This is a genomic window from Pelagerythrobacter marensis, from assembly GCF_001028625.1.
GTDB classification, from domain to species: Bacteria; Pseudomonadota; Alphaproteobacteria; order Sphingomonadales; family Sphingomonadaceae; genus Pelagerythrobacter; species Pelagerythrobacter marensis.
In genome coordinates, this window is record NZ_CP011805.1 from 1,641,934 (window position 1) to 1,657,495 (window position 15,562).

A 15,562-nucleotide genomic window follows, 5' to 3' on the forward strand; every position below is an offset into this window, starting at 1 on the left:
GATAGACTTGGCGTCCGGGATTTGCAACCGCATTCGACACTGTCGGGGGGCGGGAAGCCGGGGATTGTTTGACACCGCTTCGCCAAGGTGACAGCATCCGCCCATGATGATCGCGCATTTTCGACATCTCAGGGGACAACTTCTCGCGGGCACCTAGCCCCGGGTCCGGCGCACCTATGCCCCGAGCCCGGGGCGCAGAATCCGTTCTATCCGCACATTTCCTCCACATCTGGCGTGCCCTCCGCATCTGACGTGATTGCACGCCTTTCGAAAGATTCGATCATGACTCGCACGCAGGCCGCGGCGCGGCCTCCCATCACGCTGGCCGAAAACGAAGCCGACATCCTTGCCGATCTCGCATTCGGCATCCGCGAACGGCAGCCAGAAGTAAGCCGCCTGTTGCTGGAAGAAATCGACCGCGCGCACATCTGCCCCGCAGCGGACGTGCCGGCGGACGTGGTGGCGATGGGCTCCACCGTCGAATTCATCGTTCGCGGTACAGGGGAACGCCGCACGATAAGGCTGGTCTATCCCGGCGACGCGGACATTGCCGAAGGGCGCCTGTCGATCCTCACGCCGGTCGGCGCCGGATTGATCGGCCTGCGCGTGGGGCAGACCATCGGCTGGCCCGACCGAAGCGGCGAGGAACGGTTGCTGGCGATCGAAAGCGTCAGCCGCTCTCGTTCCGCTCAGCCAGCCCGTGCTTCTTGATGCAATGGCGCAGCTGATCGTAACTGAGGCCGAGCGCCTTGGCCGTCTGGCGCTGGTTCCAGCGGTTTCTGCCCAGCGCATGTTCGACGATGCGCCGCTCGTGCGCGTCGACCTCGGCCCGCAAGTCGTCGACTGAATCGAGGTCGGGACCCGGCGTCGTCGCGGCCGGCTGCGGCGGCGCCCCCTGCCCTTCGCGCCCGGTCCGGCGGGTCGCGGGCTCGAACGGTTTCCACGGGCTGTCGAACGGGTCGAACTGGACGTGCCCGATCGGATCGTTCCAGCTATCCCAGCGATAGACCGCGCGTTCGACGACATTGCGCAGCTCGCGCACATTGCCGGGCCAGGGGTGGTCTTCCAGCTGGCGCGCGACGTGATCGGCGAAGCCCGGCCAGCCTTCCCAGTGCAGTTCGGCCGCCATGCGACGCCCGAAATATTCGGCCAGCACTTCCACATCGCCTTCGCGCACGCGCAGGGGCGGCAGGGTGATAACCTCGAAGCTGAGCCGGTCGAGCAGGTCGGCGCGAAATTCGCCGCGTTCGGCCAGCGCGGGCAGATCTTCGTTGGTGGCGGCGACGATCCGCACATCGACCCGGACCGGGCGGCTCGAACCGATCCGCGTGACTTCGCCATATTCGACCGCGCGCAGCAGCCTTTCCTGCGCCGCCATCGACAGCGTGCCCAGTTCGTCGAGAAAAAGCGTGCCTTTGTCGGCTTCCTCGAACCTGCCCGCGCGCACTTTGGTAGCGCCGGTGAAGGCTCCGGCCTCGTGACCGAACAGCTCCGCCTCTATCAGGGTTTCGGGCAGCGCGGCGCAGTTCATGGTGACGAGCGGCTCGTCCCACCGGGTGGAAAGGCGATGGAGGCGTTCGGCGATGAGTTCCTTGCCCGTTCCGCGCTCGCCGATCACCAGCACCGGGCGCCGCATCGGCGCGGCACGGCTGGCGCGCTCGACCGCATCGAGAAAGGCCCCGGACTGGCCGATGAACTGGTTATCCCGCTCCACGCCCCAATCTATAGTGATATTCGCCGATAGTTGGCAACAGAAACCAACACCAATATCTGGCAAGTTGCATAACCCGCTAGATTTTCGGCATATTTCTGAACTGGCACGCCCCTTGCTAATTGGTGAACAACACCAATCCAGGGAGGACCCACACAATGTACGACCGCCGCTTCTTCCAGAGCAAGCTTGGACAGGCTTCTATCGCCAGCATCGCCGCGATGGCCCTGTTCGTGGCGCTCAGCGGCCAGATGCAGGCGAGCCCGGCAATGGCCGCGACGATCGGCTGCGAACAGGTTGAGCTGGCGTGAGCAAGCCGACCGATCTCGATACAGGCAAGTTCGACCCGCTTGGGCCGGAGCGCGACACCCCCCAGTCCCCGCGCGCTTCGGCCCATAACCGCCCCTCGCGCCTGGACGAGGAAGTCGAACGCCTGCGGACCAGCCCCACCCCGACGCAGGGCCGCGCCACCGGGCAGCGGCCGACCCAGGGGCGCTCGCACGCCCGGGCCGGCAGCGGCTGGTCGAGCGAATTCAATTTCAACGGAGCACCTTTGATGGGCATTTTCAGCCGTACCCGCGATATCATCGCCGCCAACTTCAACGACATGCTCGACAAGGCCGACGATCCGGCCAAGATGATCCGCATGATCATCCTCGAGATGGAGGAGACGCTGGTCGAAGTCCGCGCCAGTGCCGCGCGCACGATCGCCGACCAGAAGGAGATGCATCGCCACACGGTCAAGCTGGAACGGCTCCAGGCCGACTGGGGCGAGAAGGCCCAGCTCGCGCTCAGCAAGGATCGCGAGGATCTGGCCCGCGCCGCCCTGGTCGAAAGGAAGAAGGCGGCCGACATGGCCGAACAGCTCAAGCAGGAAATCGCCGTGCTCGACGATGCGCTGCGCGCTTACGAGCAAGATATCGCCAAGCTGCAGCATCGCCTGCGCGAAGCCCGCAGCCGCCAGACCGCGATCGCCGCGCGCCTCGAAAGCGCGGAAAACCGCGTCAAGCTGCGCACGCTGATGAGCACCGAACGCACCGACGAGGCATTGAGCCGCTTCGACCAGCTCGAACGGCGGGTCGACTATGCCGAAGGCCGCGCCGATGCCCTCTCGCTGTCCGACGGCAGCGGTCAGCTCTCGCTGTCCGACGAAATCGCCGCGCTCGAAGGGTCGGACAAAGTCGACGAGGAACTGGAAGCCATGAAGCGCGCGCTGGGCAAGAGCGCCGACAGCAAGGAGGATTGATCGATGGAAGAAGTGCTTGCAATCGTTGCGATCTTCATCGCGCTGCCGTGGATCATCCTCCACTACATCACCAAGTGGAAGACTTCGGCCACGATCACCACCGACGACGAGGCCCTGCTGGAAGAACTCTACAGCCTGGCCAAGCGGCTGGACGAGCGGATGGACACGGTCGAACGCCTGGTCGCCGCCGACAACCCCGATTTCAAGTCGCCGCGCCTGATCCACGACCGCGAAATCGACAACGAGAAACTGCGCGAGCTGGACCGCCTGCTCGCCGAGAAGAAGGGAGCCCACCAGTGAACAGCCCGCGCACCACACTCTATCGCGACAAGCAGAATGCCAAATTGATGGGGGTCTGCTCGGGCATTGCGGACTACACCGGGGTCAATGCCCTGTGGGTCCGGCTCGGTTTCCTCGGCCTGACATTCTTCGCCGGCGGCATGACCATCCCGTTCTATTTCCTCGCCGGTATTCTGCTGAACAAGAAGCCGCCGCACCTCTACGTCGACCGGGAGGAACAGCAGTACTGGCAGCGCGTGCGGCAGAGCCCGAAGCGCACGGCCCGCGAAATCCGCGCCCGGATGCGCGACATCGATCGCCGCCTGGCCGACGTCGAGACGTACTACGTCTCGTCCAATCCGCGCCTGACCGCCGAGATCGAGCGGCTGCGCTGAACCGCAACAGGAAAGGGGGAACAGGACAATGGATGTAGCAGTACTGGGAGTGATGATCCCGATCATCGCGCTGATGATCCCGATCGTCGCCATCTGGGCCAAGCACCAGCAGAAGATGGCGGAAATGAACGCGAAATCGACCGCCGAGATGACGGCTGAAAAGGCCGCGCAATACACCGGCCATATCAAGGACCTGGAGGAACGGGTCCGCGTGCTCGAACGGATCGTGACCGACCGCGGTTATGACGTGTCGACCCAGATCGAGGCGCTGCGCGACCAGCATCGGGTGGAAGAACGCGGCACCGGCGTTCCGCTCGACATCGCTCACAAGGAAAACGTGTGATGGACTGGGGCGGCCCGACTTTCGTCATCGCGATCATCGCCGTCAGCACCGCAGGCTGGCTGATCAACAACTGGATCCGGGCGAAGCACGGTTATTCGCTGGAAAACGAATGGGGCGGGATGACCGAGCCATCCGAAAGCGGCGAAACCCGGCGCCTGCGTGAAGAAAACAGCGCGTTGCATGACAAGCTGGACGCCATGCAGGACCGGATGATCGTGCTGGAACGGATCGTCACCGATCGCGGATATTCGTTGAGCGAAGAGATCGAGGCGCTGCGCGACAGACCCGTGCCTGCCAGTAACCCCGCCGACAGCGGGACGCCCCTCAACATCGAACGCCAGGAGCGTGCGTAATGGAACTCGACGTCTTTCTGCCATATCTGGGATGGATCATCCTGGCGGTCTTTCTCCTCGGCGCAGGCGGCATCTTCGCCTCGCTCCATACGACGCGGATGAAGATCAAGAACGGCTATCCGCTGGAAGGGATGTGGGGCCAGTCGCTCAAGCCTTCGAACGAGAAAGCCGTGGCCGAACGGGTCAGCCTGCTGACGCAGGAAAACGCGCAGCTTCGCGCAGAACTCGGTTCGATGAAGGATCGGCTGGGCAATGTCGAACGCATCGTCACCGACAGCGGATATCATCTGACGCAGGAAATCGACCGCCTCCAGAACGAGCCGGAGACACACTGATGGACCGCGCCGTTGGGAAGAGGCTGCCATGAATCTCTGGACCGCTATCGTCGTGATCGTCGCCATCTGGGGCATCGTGCAGATCTTCAGAACGCGGCGCGAGGATCGCCGCGAACGGCGGCGCGGCGGGCATGATCACGCCACTGGCACGCCCCCTGGCGATGCCGAGGCGCGCCGCGAAATCGAGGATCTGCGCGAGCGGATCAAGGTCCTGGAAAAAATCACCGTCGATGGCCGCGAAGCGAAGGCGATCGCCGACGAAATCGAACGATTGAGAGACTAGGAGCGGCGGCGCCATGGCGGTCGCACGCTGAGGGAAAGGAGCAATGCCCATGAGCGAACAGGTTATCATCGCCGCTGCAACGCTCGTCGCGATCGGCATAGTGGCTTTCGCCGCCCTGCACGGCTGGCAGGGGTGGCTGGCGCTCAAGCGGCGCGAGCTGGACCGCACCGGTCACCGCCCGACGCGCGAGATCGAAGGCGGCGCGCAAATGGGCGCGGCGCGGATCGAGATCGCCGACCTGAAGGAACGCATTCGCAAGCTGGAAGCCATCGCCAGCGGCGTGGACCTCTGACACAGGGGCTACATTCCCTCGCAATGCTCGGGGCTGTGCGACAAGGCTCTTTCGTTTTTGCGCCCTCCCCCCTACCTGCGCCCTCATGCGAACCCTCGACGACATCCGTGAAGAATATGAATTTCTCGAAGGCGACGAGCGCTATCGCCTGCTGATCGAGCTGGGGCGCGAGCTGGAGCCGATGCCCGACGCGCTGAAAACCGATGCCACGCTGGTGCGCGGCTGTTCTGCCGCCGTCTGGGTCTATCCCACCGCCGAAGGCGACGCGCTGCATTTCCTGGCCGACAGCAATGCCGCGATCACCAAGGGGATCGTCGCCCTGGTCATCGCCGCCGTGCAGGACCGATCGGCGCGCGAAGTGGCGGACATGGATATCGCCGCCGCGCTGGCCCCGTTCGATCTGAAGAACCAGCTCAGTTCCAACCGCACGCAAGGGGTGCCCAACATGATCGCCCTGGTGCGCGATCACGCCGCGCGTATCGCGGCCGGCTGAAACCGGCGGAACCGCACGCGCTCCAAAGCGCTGTAAAGTAAACGACCCGCGCCGCCTGCCTACTCCGCCACCGCGGGGTGGCGGTGCAGCGGTCCGATACAGTCAGGAGCGCCTTTTATGCCGATTATCATTCTGATCGCGACGATCCTTCTCCCCCCTCTCGGGGTTGCCCTGAAGCATGGGCTGAACCGCGATTTCCTGATAAACCTGATCCTTACGATCATCCTGTTCGTGCCCGGATTGATCCACGCGGTATACGTCAACTACTTGCGCTAGGCCGGCATAAGCAGCCCATTGGGGCAGACCGGCGGCGCCGAACGATTAAGAGGGGGGCCACGGTGCGCCGGATCTATCTCGCCGGGGGGATCGTCGCTGTCGCGCTGGGCGCGCTGGGCGCTTTCCTGCCGCTGATGCCGACCGTCCCGTTCCTGCTGCTCGCGGTCTATTGCTTCGCGCGCAGCAACCCGGAATGGGAACGCCGGATCCTCGATCATCCGCATTGGGGGCCGCAGATCCGCGACTGGCGCGAACGCCGCGCGATCAGCCGCCGCGCGAAGACGATGGCGATCGGGGCGATGACCGTGGGCGCGGTCTTCACCTGGTACACGCTGGGCCACCCGTGGTACTGGATTTCCATTGCCATCCTCCTCGTCTGCGGCAGCTGGATCGCCACCCGGAACGAGTGATCGTGCCGGGGGGGGCCGCGCAACCGCCTGCGCCGCCGCGCCGCGTTTTCCTACACCGGGAAAATCTGCCAGACCGGCTGGCATGACCGCCCGCCGCGCCCTGTTGGATTCGCCGCACCGGCGCCTGCCCCGCTGCGCCCCAGCCGCAATGCAGGCGCCGAAGGTCACACGCGGGGGTGCTGCGAAAGGTCACGGCCGGGGTCGCGGGGCGCAAGGCAAGCTACTGGTTTGCCGGGCGATTTCACAAAAGGTCACGCTTTCGACGCGCGCGCCATGCGTAACACGCCCATGCGACCTTCGGCGCGGGCAATCAGGTGCCGGCGCTGTCGCGCACCACGGCGATCCCCGCCTCGCGCTGGGCCTTCAGCTCCGCCTTCAGGCGGGCCGGGTCGCGCGCGAAAACGAAGCCGAAGCTGACCCCGCCTTCCCTGCCCACGGTCGCATGGTGCAGCTTGTGCGCCTGGACCAGCCGCCGGGCATAGCCGCTGCGCGGAACCCAGCGGAAATAGCGCTGATGGACCAGCCCGTCGTGCACCAGCGTGTAGATCACGCCGTATCCCATGATGCCCAGCCCGATCCACATTGCGGGCGGCCAGGCCCCCTCGCCCATGATCCACGGGCTGCCGAGCGCGAACATCGCAATGCTCATCGCCGCGCCGACGAGGGCGAACAGGTCGTTCCTCTCCAGCACGTTGTCATGCGGTTCGTGATGGTCGCGGTGCCAGGCCCAGCCGAAGCCGTGCATCACGTACTTGTGGCTCGCCCAGGCGACGCCTTCCATCGCGATGATGGTGGCGATTACGATCAGGATGGCTGCGATCACGCTCATGGCGCGATCCCTTATACGCTATTGCTCGCGCGGGAAGAAGAACCGCGCCACCTCTTCGCCGATCCGCGCGGGGCGCAGGGTTTCGGCGTCGATGCAGCACCAGCTCGATTTCACTTCGGCCAGCACTTCTTCCCCCCGGTGGATGACGGTGGAATAGAACGCGCGCGCGCCCTTGATGCTTTCCAGCACGGTGCGCGCGATCACGTCGTCTTCCAGGAAGGCGGGCCGGCGATAAGTGATCTCGTGCTTGAGCGCAACCCACGCCTTGCTCGCCACCTCGTCCGCCGGGGCGATCTTGCGCCAGTGCGCGAGCACGGCATCCTGCACCCAGTTCAGATAGCGGGCGTTGTTGACGTGGCCCATGAAGTCGATGTCTTCGGGGACAACCTTGATCGGAAAGGCAAAGGGTTTTGCTGACATGTGTGTAAGCTATCAGAAAAGCGTTGCGATTGCATTGCAAATCTCATCGCAAAGTGCACCCTCTCGGTTCGACCGCCGGCGAGCCTTGAGCGCGCCCAAGTTTTCCCATCTTGCCGCCTGCGAAGCGGGGGCATAGCCCGGATCGTATGGCAAGCCGCCCCCGCACATTGTACGAGAAGATCTGGGATGCCCACGTCGTCGAAACGCGCGACGATGGCACTGGCCTGATCTTCATAGACCGGCATCTGGTCCACGAAGTCACCAGCCCGCAGGCGTTCGAATCGCTGCGCGCAAGCGGGCGGGCGGTGCGCCGGCCGGATCTGACCCTGGCCGTCCCCGATCACAACGTGCCGACCACGGCGCGGGTCGATGCAGCGGGCAAGCGATTGCCGATCGCCGATCCGCAAAGCGCGGCGCAGCTTGCCGCGCTGGAACGCAATGCGCCCGGTTTCGGCATTCGCCACATCGCCGCGACCGCGCCCGAACAGGGCATCGTCCATGTGGTCGGCCCCGAACAGGCGTTCTCGCTGCCCGGCGCCACGATCGTCTGCGGCGACAGCCATACCGCCGCGCACGGCGGGATCGGCGCGCTCGCCTTCGGGATCGGCACCAGCGAGGTGGAACACGTGCTCGCCACGCAGACCCTGCTGCTGCGCAAGTCGAAGACGATGGAAGTCCGGGTCGAGGGCGCGCTTGGCCCCGGCGTCACGCCCAAGGACCTGATCCTGCACGTGATCGGCGTGATCGGCACCGCGGGCGGGACCGGCCACGTGATCGAATACCGCGGCCGCGTGTTCGAGGAAATGAGCGTCGAAGGCCGCCTGACGGTCTGCAACATGAGCATCGAGGGCGGTGCCCGCGCCGGTCTGATCGCGCCGGACGATGTCACGTTCGACTATCTCGAAGGCCGGCCTTACACGCCGCGCGGCGAGGATTGGGATCGCGCGGTCGCCTGGTGGCGCACGCTGCGGACGGATGAAGGCGCGACGTTCGACAAGTCCGTCGTGATCGATGCCGCCGACGTCGAACCCACGGTGACCTGGGGCACCAGCCCCGAAGATGTGATTGCCATCGGCGGGCGCGTGCCCGCCCCCGACAGCTTCGCCGACCCGTCGAAGCAGGAGGCAGCACGCAAATCGCTCGCCTACATGGGGCTGGAACCTGGCCAGCGAATGGCCGATGTGGCGATCGAGAACGTCTTCATCGGCAGTTGCACCAACAGCCGGATAGAGGATCTGCGCGCCGCCGCCGCGGTCCTGCGCGGCCGGCGCAAGGCACCGGGCGTGAAGTGGGCCATCGTCGTGCCCGGATCGGGCCTGGTCAAGCGCCAGGCCGAAGCCGAGGGGCTGGACAGGGTCTTCACCGATGCGGGCCTCGAATGGCGCGAGCCGGGCTGTTCCGCCTGCCTCGCGATGAACCCCGACAAGGTGCCGGCGGGCGAGCGCTGCGCCAGCACTAGCAACCGCAATTTCGTCGGCCGCCAGGGGCCCGGCGCGCGCACTCATCTGATGAGCCCGGCAATGGCCGCAGCCGCCGCCGTGACCGGGCATCTGACGGACGTGCGCGAACTGGATCGATGAGCGCGCGCAAGGCTGCCTTCGCACCAGTGGCCGCGCCCGATGCGCGGGTGCTGATCCTGGGCAGCCTTCCGGGCGAGGCCTCGCTCGCAGCCCGGCGATACTACGCGCATCCGCAGAACCGGTTCTGGCATCTGGTGGGCAAGGCGATCGGGATCGACCTGCCCGCGCTCGATTACGAGGCCCGGCTCGCCAGGCTCAAGGCGCGGGGCATTGCGCTGTGGGACACGGTCGCCTCCGCCCGGCGGATCGGCAGCGGGGATGCGGCGATCCGGGCGGCGGAACATGCGCCGCTTGCGCAGCTCGTCGCCACCCTTCCCGCCTTGCGCGCGGTGGCCTTCAACGGGCGCAAGTCCGCTGCCATCGGGCGGCCGCAGCTTGCCGGCCATCCAGCGGTGACTTTGCTCGACCTGCCCTCGTCCTCCCCCGCCTACGCCGCCATGCCGCTGGCCGAGAAAGAGCGCCTTTGGGCACGCCTAGCGGATTTCCTCGGGTGACCCCTTGCCAAGATTCCGGCAGCCGCGCATGGAATGGGGCATGACCAAGAAGCTCCCCTCATCGCTGGGCGGAAAGGCCGCCCTTGCCGGTGCCATCGGTTCCGCCGCCATCGCCGCCGCCCTGCTTTACGCATCGAAGCGCAAGGCGAAGAACACGCCGACCCAGCCGGGCCCCATCCCCTCCGGCGAAAAGCCCGAGACGGATTGATGGAGCCAGTTTCGACCATCGAGGGTCGCGCGATCCCGCTCGGCGCCAAGAATGTCGATACGGACGTTATCATTCCCGCTCACTGGCTGAAGACCATTACGCGCGAAGGGCTGGGCCAGGGCGCGTTCGAAACGCTGCGCGCGCAGCCGGGCAACCCGTTCGACGATCCGGATTTCGCCGGCGCCCCGATCCTGATTGCGGGGGACAACTTCGGCTGCGGATCGAGCCGCGAACACGCCGCCTGGGCATTGCTCGACCTCGGCATTCGCGCGGTGATCGCGCCCAGCTTCTCCGACATCTTCGCCGGCAATGCCTTCAAGAACGGCATTCTTGCGGTCGAACTGCCGCAGGATCAGGTCGATCGCCTGCTGGAAGTCGCGCGTACCGATCCGGTGACGCTCGACCTCGAAAACCAGACGGTGACCACGCCGTTCCAGGACCGTTTCGCCTTCGAAATCGACGCCTTTCGCAAGCATTGCCTGCTGGAGGGGCTCGACGAAGTGGGCCTGACGCTGGAACGCGGCGATGCGATCGCCACTTACGAAAAACGCCAGGCACACGAAATGCCCTGGCTCGCAGAACCCAGGGAGAATGCCGCATGAAAGCTCTTCGTACCCACGCCGTCGGAGGACCCGATACGCTGACGCTGGACGAGGTAGAGGTTCCCTCCCCCGGCCCGGGCGAAGTGCTGGTCGACGTCAAGGCCTGCGCGATCAACTTCCCCGACACGCTGATGATCCGCGACCTCTACCAGTTCAAGCCGGAACGGCCCTATGCCCCCGGCGGCGAGATTGCCGGGACCGTCGCCGCGCTGGGCGAAGGCGTGGAAGGCTGGCAGGTCGGCGACCGGGTGCTGGCCGGGATCGGCAATGGCGGCCTGGCGGAACAGGTCTGCGTACAGGCCGGGCGCATGTTCAAGGTGCCCGAAGGCGTGCCGTTCGAAAAGGCCGCCTCGCTGATGATGACTTACGGCACGACCATTCACGGCCTGAAGGATCGCGGCCATATCAAGGAAGGCGACGTTCTCCTGATCCTCGGCGCGGCGGGCGGTGTCGGCCTGTCTGCGATCGAGCTGGGCAAGGCGTTCGGCGCGCGCGTGATCGCTGCCGTGTCGAGCGAGGAGAAGGGCGAAGTCGCACGCAAGGCCGGGGCCGACGACGTGGTGATCTATCCCCGTGGGGAGATGGACAAGGCGGCCAGCAAGGAACTGGCCGGCAAGTTCAAGGCCGCCTGCGGCCCCGAAGGCGCGAACATCGTCTATGACATCGTCGGCGGGCAATATTCGGAACCGGCGCTGCGCGCGATCGCGTGGGAAGGGCGCTTCCTCGTGGTCGGCTTCCCGGCGGGAATCGCGAAGATGCCGCTCAACCTGACCCTGCTGAAATCGTGCGACATCTGCGGCGTGTTCTGGGGCGCCTTCACCGCGCGCGAGCCGGAGCGGTTCCGCGCCCAGGCGAACGAGCTGTTCGATCTTCTGAAGACAGGCAAGATCGACCCGCTGATCTCCGAAACCTTCCCGCTGGAACGCGGCGGGGAAGCGATCGCCAGGCTGGAAAGCCGGCAGGCGGTGGGCAAGCTCGTCGTCACGATGGACTGACGATACGATTGCGCGCTTGCCCCGCGGCGGGCGTGCCTCTATCCCGGCGCCAGGATTCACCCCCTCTCGAGAGGACTGCATGACCGACTTCAAGGATCGCGAGCGCGCGGAAGAAGCCAAGTTCGCGATGGACGGAGAAACCGCCTTCCGGGTGGCCGCACGTCGCAATCGCCTGCTGGGCGAATGGGCTGCCGAACTGATGGGACTGACCGCGGAAGAGGCGGACGCCTACAAGAAAGCGGTCGTCCAGGCCGATTTCGAGGAAGCCGGCGATGAAGACGTGATCCGCAAACTGCTGGGCGATCTGACCGCAGCGGATTGCGATGTCAGCGAAGCCGACATCCGGGCCAAGCTGGATGAAAAGGCGGTCGAAGCCCGTCGCCAGCTGATGAGCGAGAGCTGATTTCACAATGCCGATGTCAGGACCCGAAATCGAAGGAATGATCCGGGCCGCGCTGCCCGGCGCCGAAGTGGTCATGACCGACCTCGCCGGTGATGGAGACCATTGGGCCGCGCGGGTCGTGGCGCCGCAATTCGCGGGCAAGAGCCGGGTTCAGCAGCACAAGATGGTTTACGATGCCCTCGACGGGAAGATGGGCGGCGTGCTCCACGCCTTGCAACTGACAACCGAAGTGCCCACCTGACGTTCACGAAACGATACCCGAACGGAAAGTTTTCATGGCCGATATCAACGAACGCATCACCGACATCGTCGGAAAGCAGGACGTGGTGCTCTTCATGAAGGGCACGCCGTTGTTCCCCCAATGCGGGTTCTCCAGTCGCGCAGTGGCGATCCTCGATCACTGCGGCGTCGCCTTCGAGGGGGTCGACGTCCTTCAGGATATGGAGGTCCGACAGGGCATCAAAGCATTTTCCGACTGGCCCACGATCCCGCAGCTTTATGTGAAGGGCGAGTTCGTCGGCGGCAGCGACATCATGATGGAAATGTTCGAAGCCGGCGAGCTGCAACAGCTCCTGGACGAGAAAGAGGTCGCCAAGGCCTGACACGGCTCGCCCCGTGACTGAGCGAAAATGGCCCGCGCCGGTTTTCCGGTGCGGGCCATTTCGTTTGGGGATCGGGGAGGCGGCGCCGGGAGACTGGGGGTGACGCCGCCTCTAGTCGAAGACCACTTTGGGTTCCCTGAGCACTGCATCTTCCGTGCCAGATCCGAACAGTGACGCAGAACCTGGCGATACGATGGTGAACGCGCCTTAACCCTGCGCTGCAATGTAAGAAATTCCGACAGAAATTGGCGCTTGGCACAGGCCCCTGCGCACTGCACACTGTCGGGGATGAACGATACGCCCAACGGCCCCAACGGCCCCAGCGGCATTGCCGCCGCCACCGTGGTAGTTTTCCGCAAGGGTGCCGAAGGTTCGCCGCCCGAATTGCTGATGGTCACCCGATCCCGGTCGATGAGCTTCGCCGGGGGTGCCGCCGTCTTTCCCGGGGGCCGCGTCGATCAGGCCGACCGTGATCTGGCGAGCGATCTGCCCGACGTCGAAGATGTCGACGAGGCGGCCCATCGCATCGCCGCCATTCGCGAAACCCTGGAAGAAACCGGCCTGGCCATCGGACTGCACGGCCAGATCGACGCCGCCCGGGCACGCGCAGCGCGGGCACTGCTGCTCGAAAGCGGTACTCTCGATCGGGTTCTGAAGGCGACGGGCTGGACGCTCGACCTGTCCGCCGTCGTTCCGTTCGCCCGATGGTATCCGAAGAACGAGCGGCTCCCCCGGGTCTTCGACACGCGGTTCTATCTCGCGGATCTGGGGACGGGCGCCGTGGATGTTGCCGTGGACGAAACCGAAAACACTCGCCTGTTCTGGACCACGGCCCGCGATGCGCTGGCGGCGGCAGACAGAGGCGATCTGACGGTAATCTTCCCCACCCGGCGCAATCTGGAACGATTGGCAAAGTTCGCGGATTTCGACGCTGCCTTGCAGGACTGCGCGGCATTTCCGCAGCAGACGATCACACCGTTTATCGAGCAGCGCGACGGCGCGCGGTGGATCTGTATCCCCGAAAACCTCGGCTATCCGGTCACGGCCGAACTGCTCGAGGGTGTGCAGCGAAGCTAGCTCGGTTCCGTCGCAGACATCTCGGTATTGCTGGGCCAGTGCGGGTTTTCGCTGAGCCCGGCCCCGCGCAGAAAGAAATCGGTTCGCGCAGCAATACGTTCCGCGCCGGGCCGCGCCATCACACCATGGCTGATCGCGTCGGTTTGCATATCGCTGACAATCAGACCCAGGAATATTTCTGCAAGCACATCCGGCCGCCCTTCGAAACGCACCCCGGCTGCGGCCCAGCGTTCGAATACCTCCTCCAGCGCCTTGCGGGTATGCATCGCTGTGGTCTCGAAGAAACGGCGTGCGAAATCGGTATCGTCGATGCTGCGCGCGATGACCATGCGCACCAGCGACAGATCGTCGGGATCGAGGAAACGCTGATATAACAGCGTGGCGAGTTCGCGCAGCGTATCGGCCGGGCATTCGTGACGCGCGGCGACTTCGCGGATCAGGCTTTCGCCGGACACGGCCTTTTCGAACACGACCGCATCGAGCAGCCCCTCCTTGTTCCCGAAGAGCTTGTAGATCGTCGCCAGCGATCCGCCCGCGCTATCGACAATGTGCCCCAGCGTAGTGCGTTCGTATCCCTGTTCGATAAACAGGGCCCGCGCCGCGTCCACAATGGCGCGGCGACGGCGATCGAGGCGGTCGCATTCGAATTCGTAATTCATGCGTCAAGGCTCCACGAATACGGCTTGCATGACAATGGTGTAATGCCTATTACACCTTCGCACCTGCACAAAAGCTGACTGAAAGCCCTCCCCATGAAGCGCATCCTTGCCGGCACGCTTGCCTGCGCCCTCCTCTCCGCGTGTTCCGGTATGGAGGAACCGCCTGCGCCTCAACCGATTCCGGTCAAGACCTTCGTGGTCGCGAATCAGGCGATTCCCAATGTCGTGGAACTGCCCGGCCGGGTCGAACCCGTGCGCGTGGCCGAAGTGCGCGCGCGCGTGACCGGGATCGTCGAGAAGCGGCTGTACGAGGAAGGAACGGACGTTTCGGCCGGTCAGCCACTGTTCCGAATCGATCCGCGCGAACTGCGGGCCGCCCATGCCCAGACGCAGGCCAGCCTGGCCCGCGCGCGGGCAACCGCCGCCAATGCGCGGGCTGTCGTCGACCGTTATCGCCCGCTCGTGGCCGAAAACGCGATCAGCAAGCAGGAATACGACGCCGCACTGGCCGCATCCCGCGAAGCCGATGCAAACGTCGCCCAGATCCGCGCCCAGGTGGAAGCTTCGTCGCTTCAGCTCGGCTATACCACCGTCCGCGCGCCGATCGCCGGGCGTGCTGGCCGCGCGCAGATCACCGAAGGCGCCCTGGTGAACCAGGGCGAAGGCACGCTGCTGACGCGGATCGAGCAGATTTCGCCCGTCTATGTCAGCTTCGCCCAGTCGGCGAGCCAGGTCCTCGCATTGCGGCGCGCCGTGGCCGCGGGCGAAATTGCGCTCGACGAAAACGATCGTATCGAAGTGCGCCTGACCTTCAGCGACGGCACCGAGTATCCGATACCCGGGCACATCGATTTTCTTGCATTCTCGGTCGACGAGCAGACCGGCACGGTCGAACTTCGTGCAGAATTTCCCAATCCATCGGGCCTGCTTCTGCCGGGTGAGTTCGTTCGTGCGAAGATCTTTGCCGGACAGATCAACGAAGGGATCGCGGTCCCGCAGCGGGCAGTGACCCTGGGCGAAAGCGGCGGCACGGTTTTCGTCGTCGACGGCGAAGGCAATGCCGCGCTGCGCCCGGTCAAGCTCGGCTCTATGGTCGATGGTCTCTGGATCATCGAGAGCGGCCTGAAGCCCGGCGACGTCGTGATCGTCAGCAACTTGCAGAAAATTCAGCCGGGCGCTCCGGTGAAGAACACCAGCGCCCCGGTCAAGGACAAGCCTGCGGCTTCGGCCGCCCCGCCGGCCGCCGGCCAGAATCCCGACGCCAAGGCGCGCTGAAC

The 15,562-nt window shown here is 65.2% G+C and carries 27 protein-coding genes; 23 read left to right on the plus strand and 4 right to left on the minus strand.

Annotation, left to right across the window (positions count from 1 at the left end; all coding sequences use genetic code 11):
• Positions 1-282: 282 nt before the first annotated feature.
• Entirely contained in the window at positions 283-711 is a 429-nt protein-coding gene (gene rnk / locus AM2010_RS07930) for a nucleoside diphosphate kinase regulator (RefSeq protein WP_047807811.1), read from the plus strand.
• On the opposite strand, the gene pspF is transcribed toward rnk, so the two are convergent.
• On the minus strand, positions 671-1,714 hold the full coding sequence (gene pspF / locus AM2010_RS07935; protein WP_047806614.1) for a phage shock protein operon transcriptional activator: 1,044 nt from the start codon (positions 1,712-1,714) through the stop codon (positions 671-673). The genes rnk and pspF overlap by 41 nt on opposite strands.
• A gap of 155 nt (positions 1,715-1,869) precedes the next feature.
• Between pspF and AM2010_RS14280 the strand changes: the two genes are divergently transcribed.
• The 12 genes from AM2010_RS14280 (at position 1,870) to AM2010_RS07990 (ending at position 6,416) form a co-directional block, all read left to right on the plus strand.
• Positions 1,870-2,022 (plus strand): hypothetical protein, encoded by a 153-nt coding sequence (locus tag AM2010_RS14280; protein ID WP_169747783.1) that lies wholly within the window; start codon positions 1,870-1,872, stop codon positions 2,020-2,022.
• A complete protein-coding gene (gene pspA / locus AM2010_RS07940) occupies positions 2,019-2,957 on the plus strand; it encodes a phage shock protein PspA (protein WP_420834957.1) in 939 nt (312 codons plus the stop codon). Before AM2010_RS14280 ends, pspA begins: the two co-directional genes overlap by 4 nt.
• 3 nt (positions 2,958-2,960) lie before the next feature.
• Complete coding sequence (gene pspB / locus AM2010_RS07945; protein ID WP_047806615.1) at positions 2,961-3,257, plus strand: envelope stress response membrane protein PspB; 297 nt, start codon at positions 2,961-2,963, stop codon at positions 3,255-3,257.
• Entirely contained in the window at positions 3,254-3,631 is a 378-nt protein-coding gene (pspC, locus tag AM2010_RS07950; RefSeq protein ID WP_047806616.1) for an envelope stress response membrane protein PspC, read from the plus strand. The genes pspB and pspC overlap by 4 nt, the downstream gene beginning before the upstream one ends.
• Before the next feature lie 28 nt (positions 3,632-3,659).
• Positions 3,660-3,974, plus strand: coding sequence for a hypothetical protein (locus AM2010_RS07955; RefSeq protein ID WP_047806617.1), 315 nt, complete (start codon positions 3,660-3,662; stop codon positions 3,972-3,974).
• On the plus strand, positions 3,974-4,327 hold the full coding sequence (locus tag AM2010_RS07960) for a hypothetical protein (RefSeq protein ID WP_047806618.1): 354 nt from the start codon (positions 3,974-3,976) through the stop codon (positions 4,325-4,327). Before AM2010_RS07955 ends, AM2010_RS07960 begins: the two co-directional genes overlap by 1 nt.
• On the plus strand, positions 4,327-4,662 hold the full coding sequence (locus AM2010_RS07965) for a hypothetical protein (RefSeq protein ID WP_047806619.1): 336 nt from the start codon (positions 4,327-4,329) through the stop codon (positions 4,660-4,662). The genes AM2010_RS07960 and AM2010_RS07965 overlap by 1 nt, the downstream gene beginning before the upstream one ends.
• A gap of 28 nt (positions 4,663-4,690) precedes the next feature.
• On the plus strand, positions 4,691-4,945 hold the full coding sequence (locus AM2010_RS07970; RefSeq protein ID WP_047806620.1) for a hypothetical protein: 255 nt from the start codon (positions 4,691-4,693) through the stop codon (positions 4,943-4,945).
• Between the two features lie 49 nt (positions 4,946-4,994).
• Complete coding sequence (locus tag AM2010_RS07975; RefSeq protein ID WP_047806621.1) at positions 4,995-5,237, plus strand: hypothetical protein; 243 nt, start codon at positions 4,995-4,997, stop codon at positions 5,235-5,237.
• 85 nt (positions 5,238-5,322) lie between these two features.
• Entirely contained in the window at positions 5,323-5,730 is a 408-nt protein-coding gene (locus AM2010_RS07980) for a SufE family protein (RefSeq protein ID WP_047806622.1), read from the plus strand.
• 117 nt (positions 5,731-5,847) lie between these two features.
• Complete coding sequence (locus AM2010_RS14020) at positions 5,848-6,006, plus strand: YqaE/Pmp3 family membrane protein (protein ID WP_047806623.1); 159 nt, start codon at positions 5,848-5,850, stop codon at positions 6,004-6,006.
• A 62-nt stretch (positions 6,007-6,068) separates the two neighbouring features.
• Positions 6,069-6,416 carry a YbaN family protein gene (locus AM2010_RS07990; RefSeq protein WP_047806624.1) on the plus strand — a complete coding sequence of 116 codons (348 nt, stop codon included), beginning with the start codon at positions 6,069-6,071 and terminating at the stop codon, positions 6,414-6,416.
• A 310-nt stretch (positions 6,417-6,726) separates the two neighbouring features.
• Here AM2010_RS07990 and AM2010_RS07995 read toward each other — a convergent pair whose 3' ends face one another.
• On the minus strand, positions 6,727-7,245 hold the full coding sequence (locus tag AM2010_RS07995; RefSeq protein WP_047806625.1) for a sterol desaturase family protein: 519 nt from the start codon (positions 7,243-7,245) through the stop codon (positions 6,727-6,729).
• 18 nt (positions 7,246-7,263) lie between these two features.
• Positions 7,264-7,665, minus strand: coding sequence for an acyl-CoA thioesterase (locus AM2010_RS08000; protein ID WP_047806626.1), 402 nt, complete (start codon positions 7,663-7,665; stop codon positions 7,264-7,266).
• 146 nt (positions 7,666-7,811) lie between these two features.
• Here AM2010_RS08000 and leuC point away from each other — a divergent pair, with 146 nt between their 5' ends.
• The 9 genes from leuC to AM2010_RS08045 all read left to right on the plus strand — a co-directional run bounded on the left by leuC (position 7,812) and on the right by AM2010_RS08045 (position 13,626).
• A complete protein-coding gene (leuC, locus tag AM2010_RS08005; RefSeq protein ID WP_047806627.1) occupies positions 7,812-9,245 on the plus strand; it encodes a 3-isopropylmalate dehydratase large subunit in 1,434 nt (477 codons plus the stop codon).
• The gene (locus AM2010_RS08010; protein ID WP_047806628.1) at positions 9,242-9,739 is read left to right on the plus strand and encodes a DNA-deoxyinosine glycosylase; all 498 of its coding nucleotides are present in this window, start codon (positions 9,242-9,244) and stop codon (positions 9,737-9,739) included. Before leuC ends, AM2010_RS08010 begins: the two co-directional genes overlap by 4 nt.
• Before the next feature lie 40 nt (positions 9,740-9,779).
• The gene (locus AM2010_RS08015) at positions 9,780-9,947 is read left to right on the plus strand and encodes a hypothetical protein (RefSeq protein WP_047807813.1); all 168 of its coding nucleotides are present in this window, start codon (positions 9,780-9,782) and stop codon (positions 9,945-9,947) included.
• Positions 9,947-10,549: a 3-isopropylmalate dehydratase small subunit gene (gene leuD / locus AM2010_RS08020; protein WP_047806629.1), complete on the plus strand. Its 603-nt coding sequence runs from the start codon at positions 9,947-9,949 to the stop codon at positions 10,547-10,549. The genes AM2010_RS08015 and leuD overlap by 1 nt, the downstream gene beginning before the upstream one ends.
• Positions 10,546-11,544, plus strand: coding sequence for an NADPH:quinone oxidoreductase family protein (locus AM2010_RS08025; RefSeq protein WP_047806630.1), 999 nt, complete (start codon positions 10,546-10,548; stop codon positions 11,542-11,544). Before leuD ends, AM2010_RS08025 begins: the two co-directional genes overlap by 4 nt.
• Positions 11,545-11,623: 79 nt before the next feature.
• A complete protein-coding gene (locus AM2010_RS08030) occupies positions 11,624-11,947 on the plus strand; it encodes a DUF1476 domain-containing protein (RefSeq protein WP_047806631.1) in 324 nt (107 codons plus the stop codon).
• Between the two features lie 7 nt (positions 11,948-11,954).
• Positions 11,955-12,188 carry a BolA/IbaG family iron-sulfur metabolism protein gene (locus tag AM2010_RS08035; RefSeq protein WP_047806632.1) on the plus strand — a complete coding sequence of 78 codons (234 nt, stop codon included), beginning with the start codon at positions 11,955-11,957 and terminating at the stop codon, positions 12,186-12,188.
• Between the two features lie 34 nt (positions 12,189-12,222).
• Complete coding sequence (gene grxD / locus AM2010_RS08040) at positions 12,223-12,549, plus strand: Grx4 family monothiol glutaredoxin (RefSeq protein ID WP_047806633.1); 327 nt, start codon at positions 12,223-12,225, stop codon at positions 12,547-12,549.
• 288 nt (positions 12,550-12,837) lie between these two features.
• On the plus strand, positions 12,838-13,626 hold the full coding sequence (locus tag AM2010_RS08045) for an NUDIX hydrolase (protein WP_047806634.1): 789 nt from the start codon (positions 12,838-12,840) through the stop codon (positions 13,624-13,626).
• Here AM2010_RS08045 and AM2010_RS08050 read toward each other — a convergent pair.
• Positions 13,623-14,285 carry a TetR/AcrR family transcriptional regulator gene (locus AM2010_RS08050; protein ID WP_047806635.1) on the minus strand — a complete coding sequence of 221 codons (663 nt, stop codon included), beginning with the start codon at positions 14,283-14,285 and terminating at the stop codon, positions 13,623-13,625. The genes AM2010_RS08045 and AM2010_RS08050 overlap by 4 nt on opposite strands.
• Before the next feature lie 93 nt (positions 14,286-14,378).
• On the opposite strand from AM2010_RS08050, the gene AM2010_RS08055 reads away from it, so the two are divergent.
• A complete protein-coding gene (locus tag AM2010_RS08055; protein ID WP_047806636.1) occupies positions 14,379-15,560 on the plus strand; it encodes an efflux RND transporter periplasmic adaptor subunit in 1,182 nt (393 codons plus the stop codon).
• The last annotated feature ends 2 nt before the right edge of the window (positions 15,561-15,562 follow it).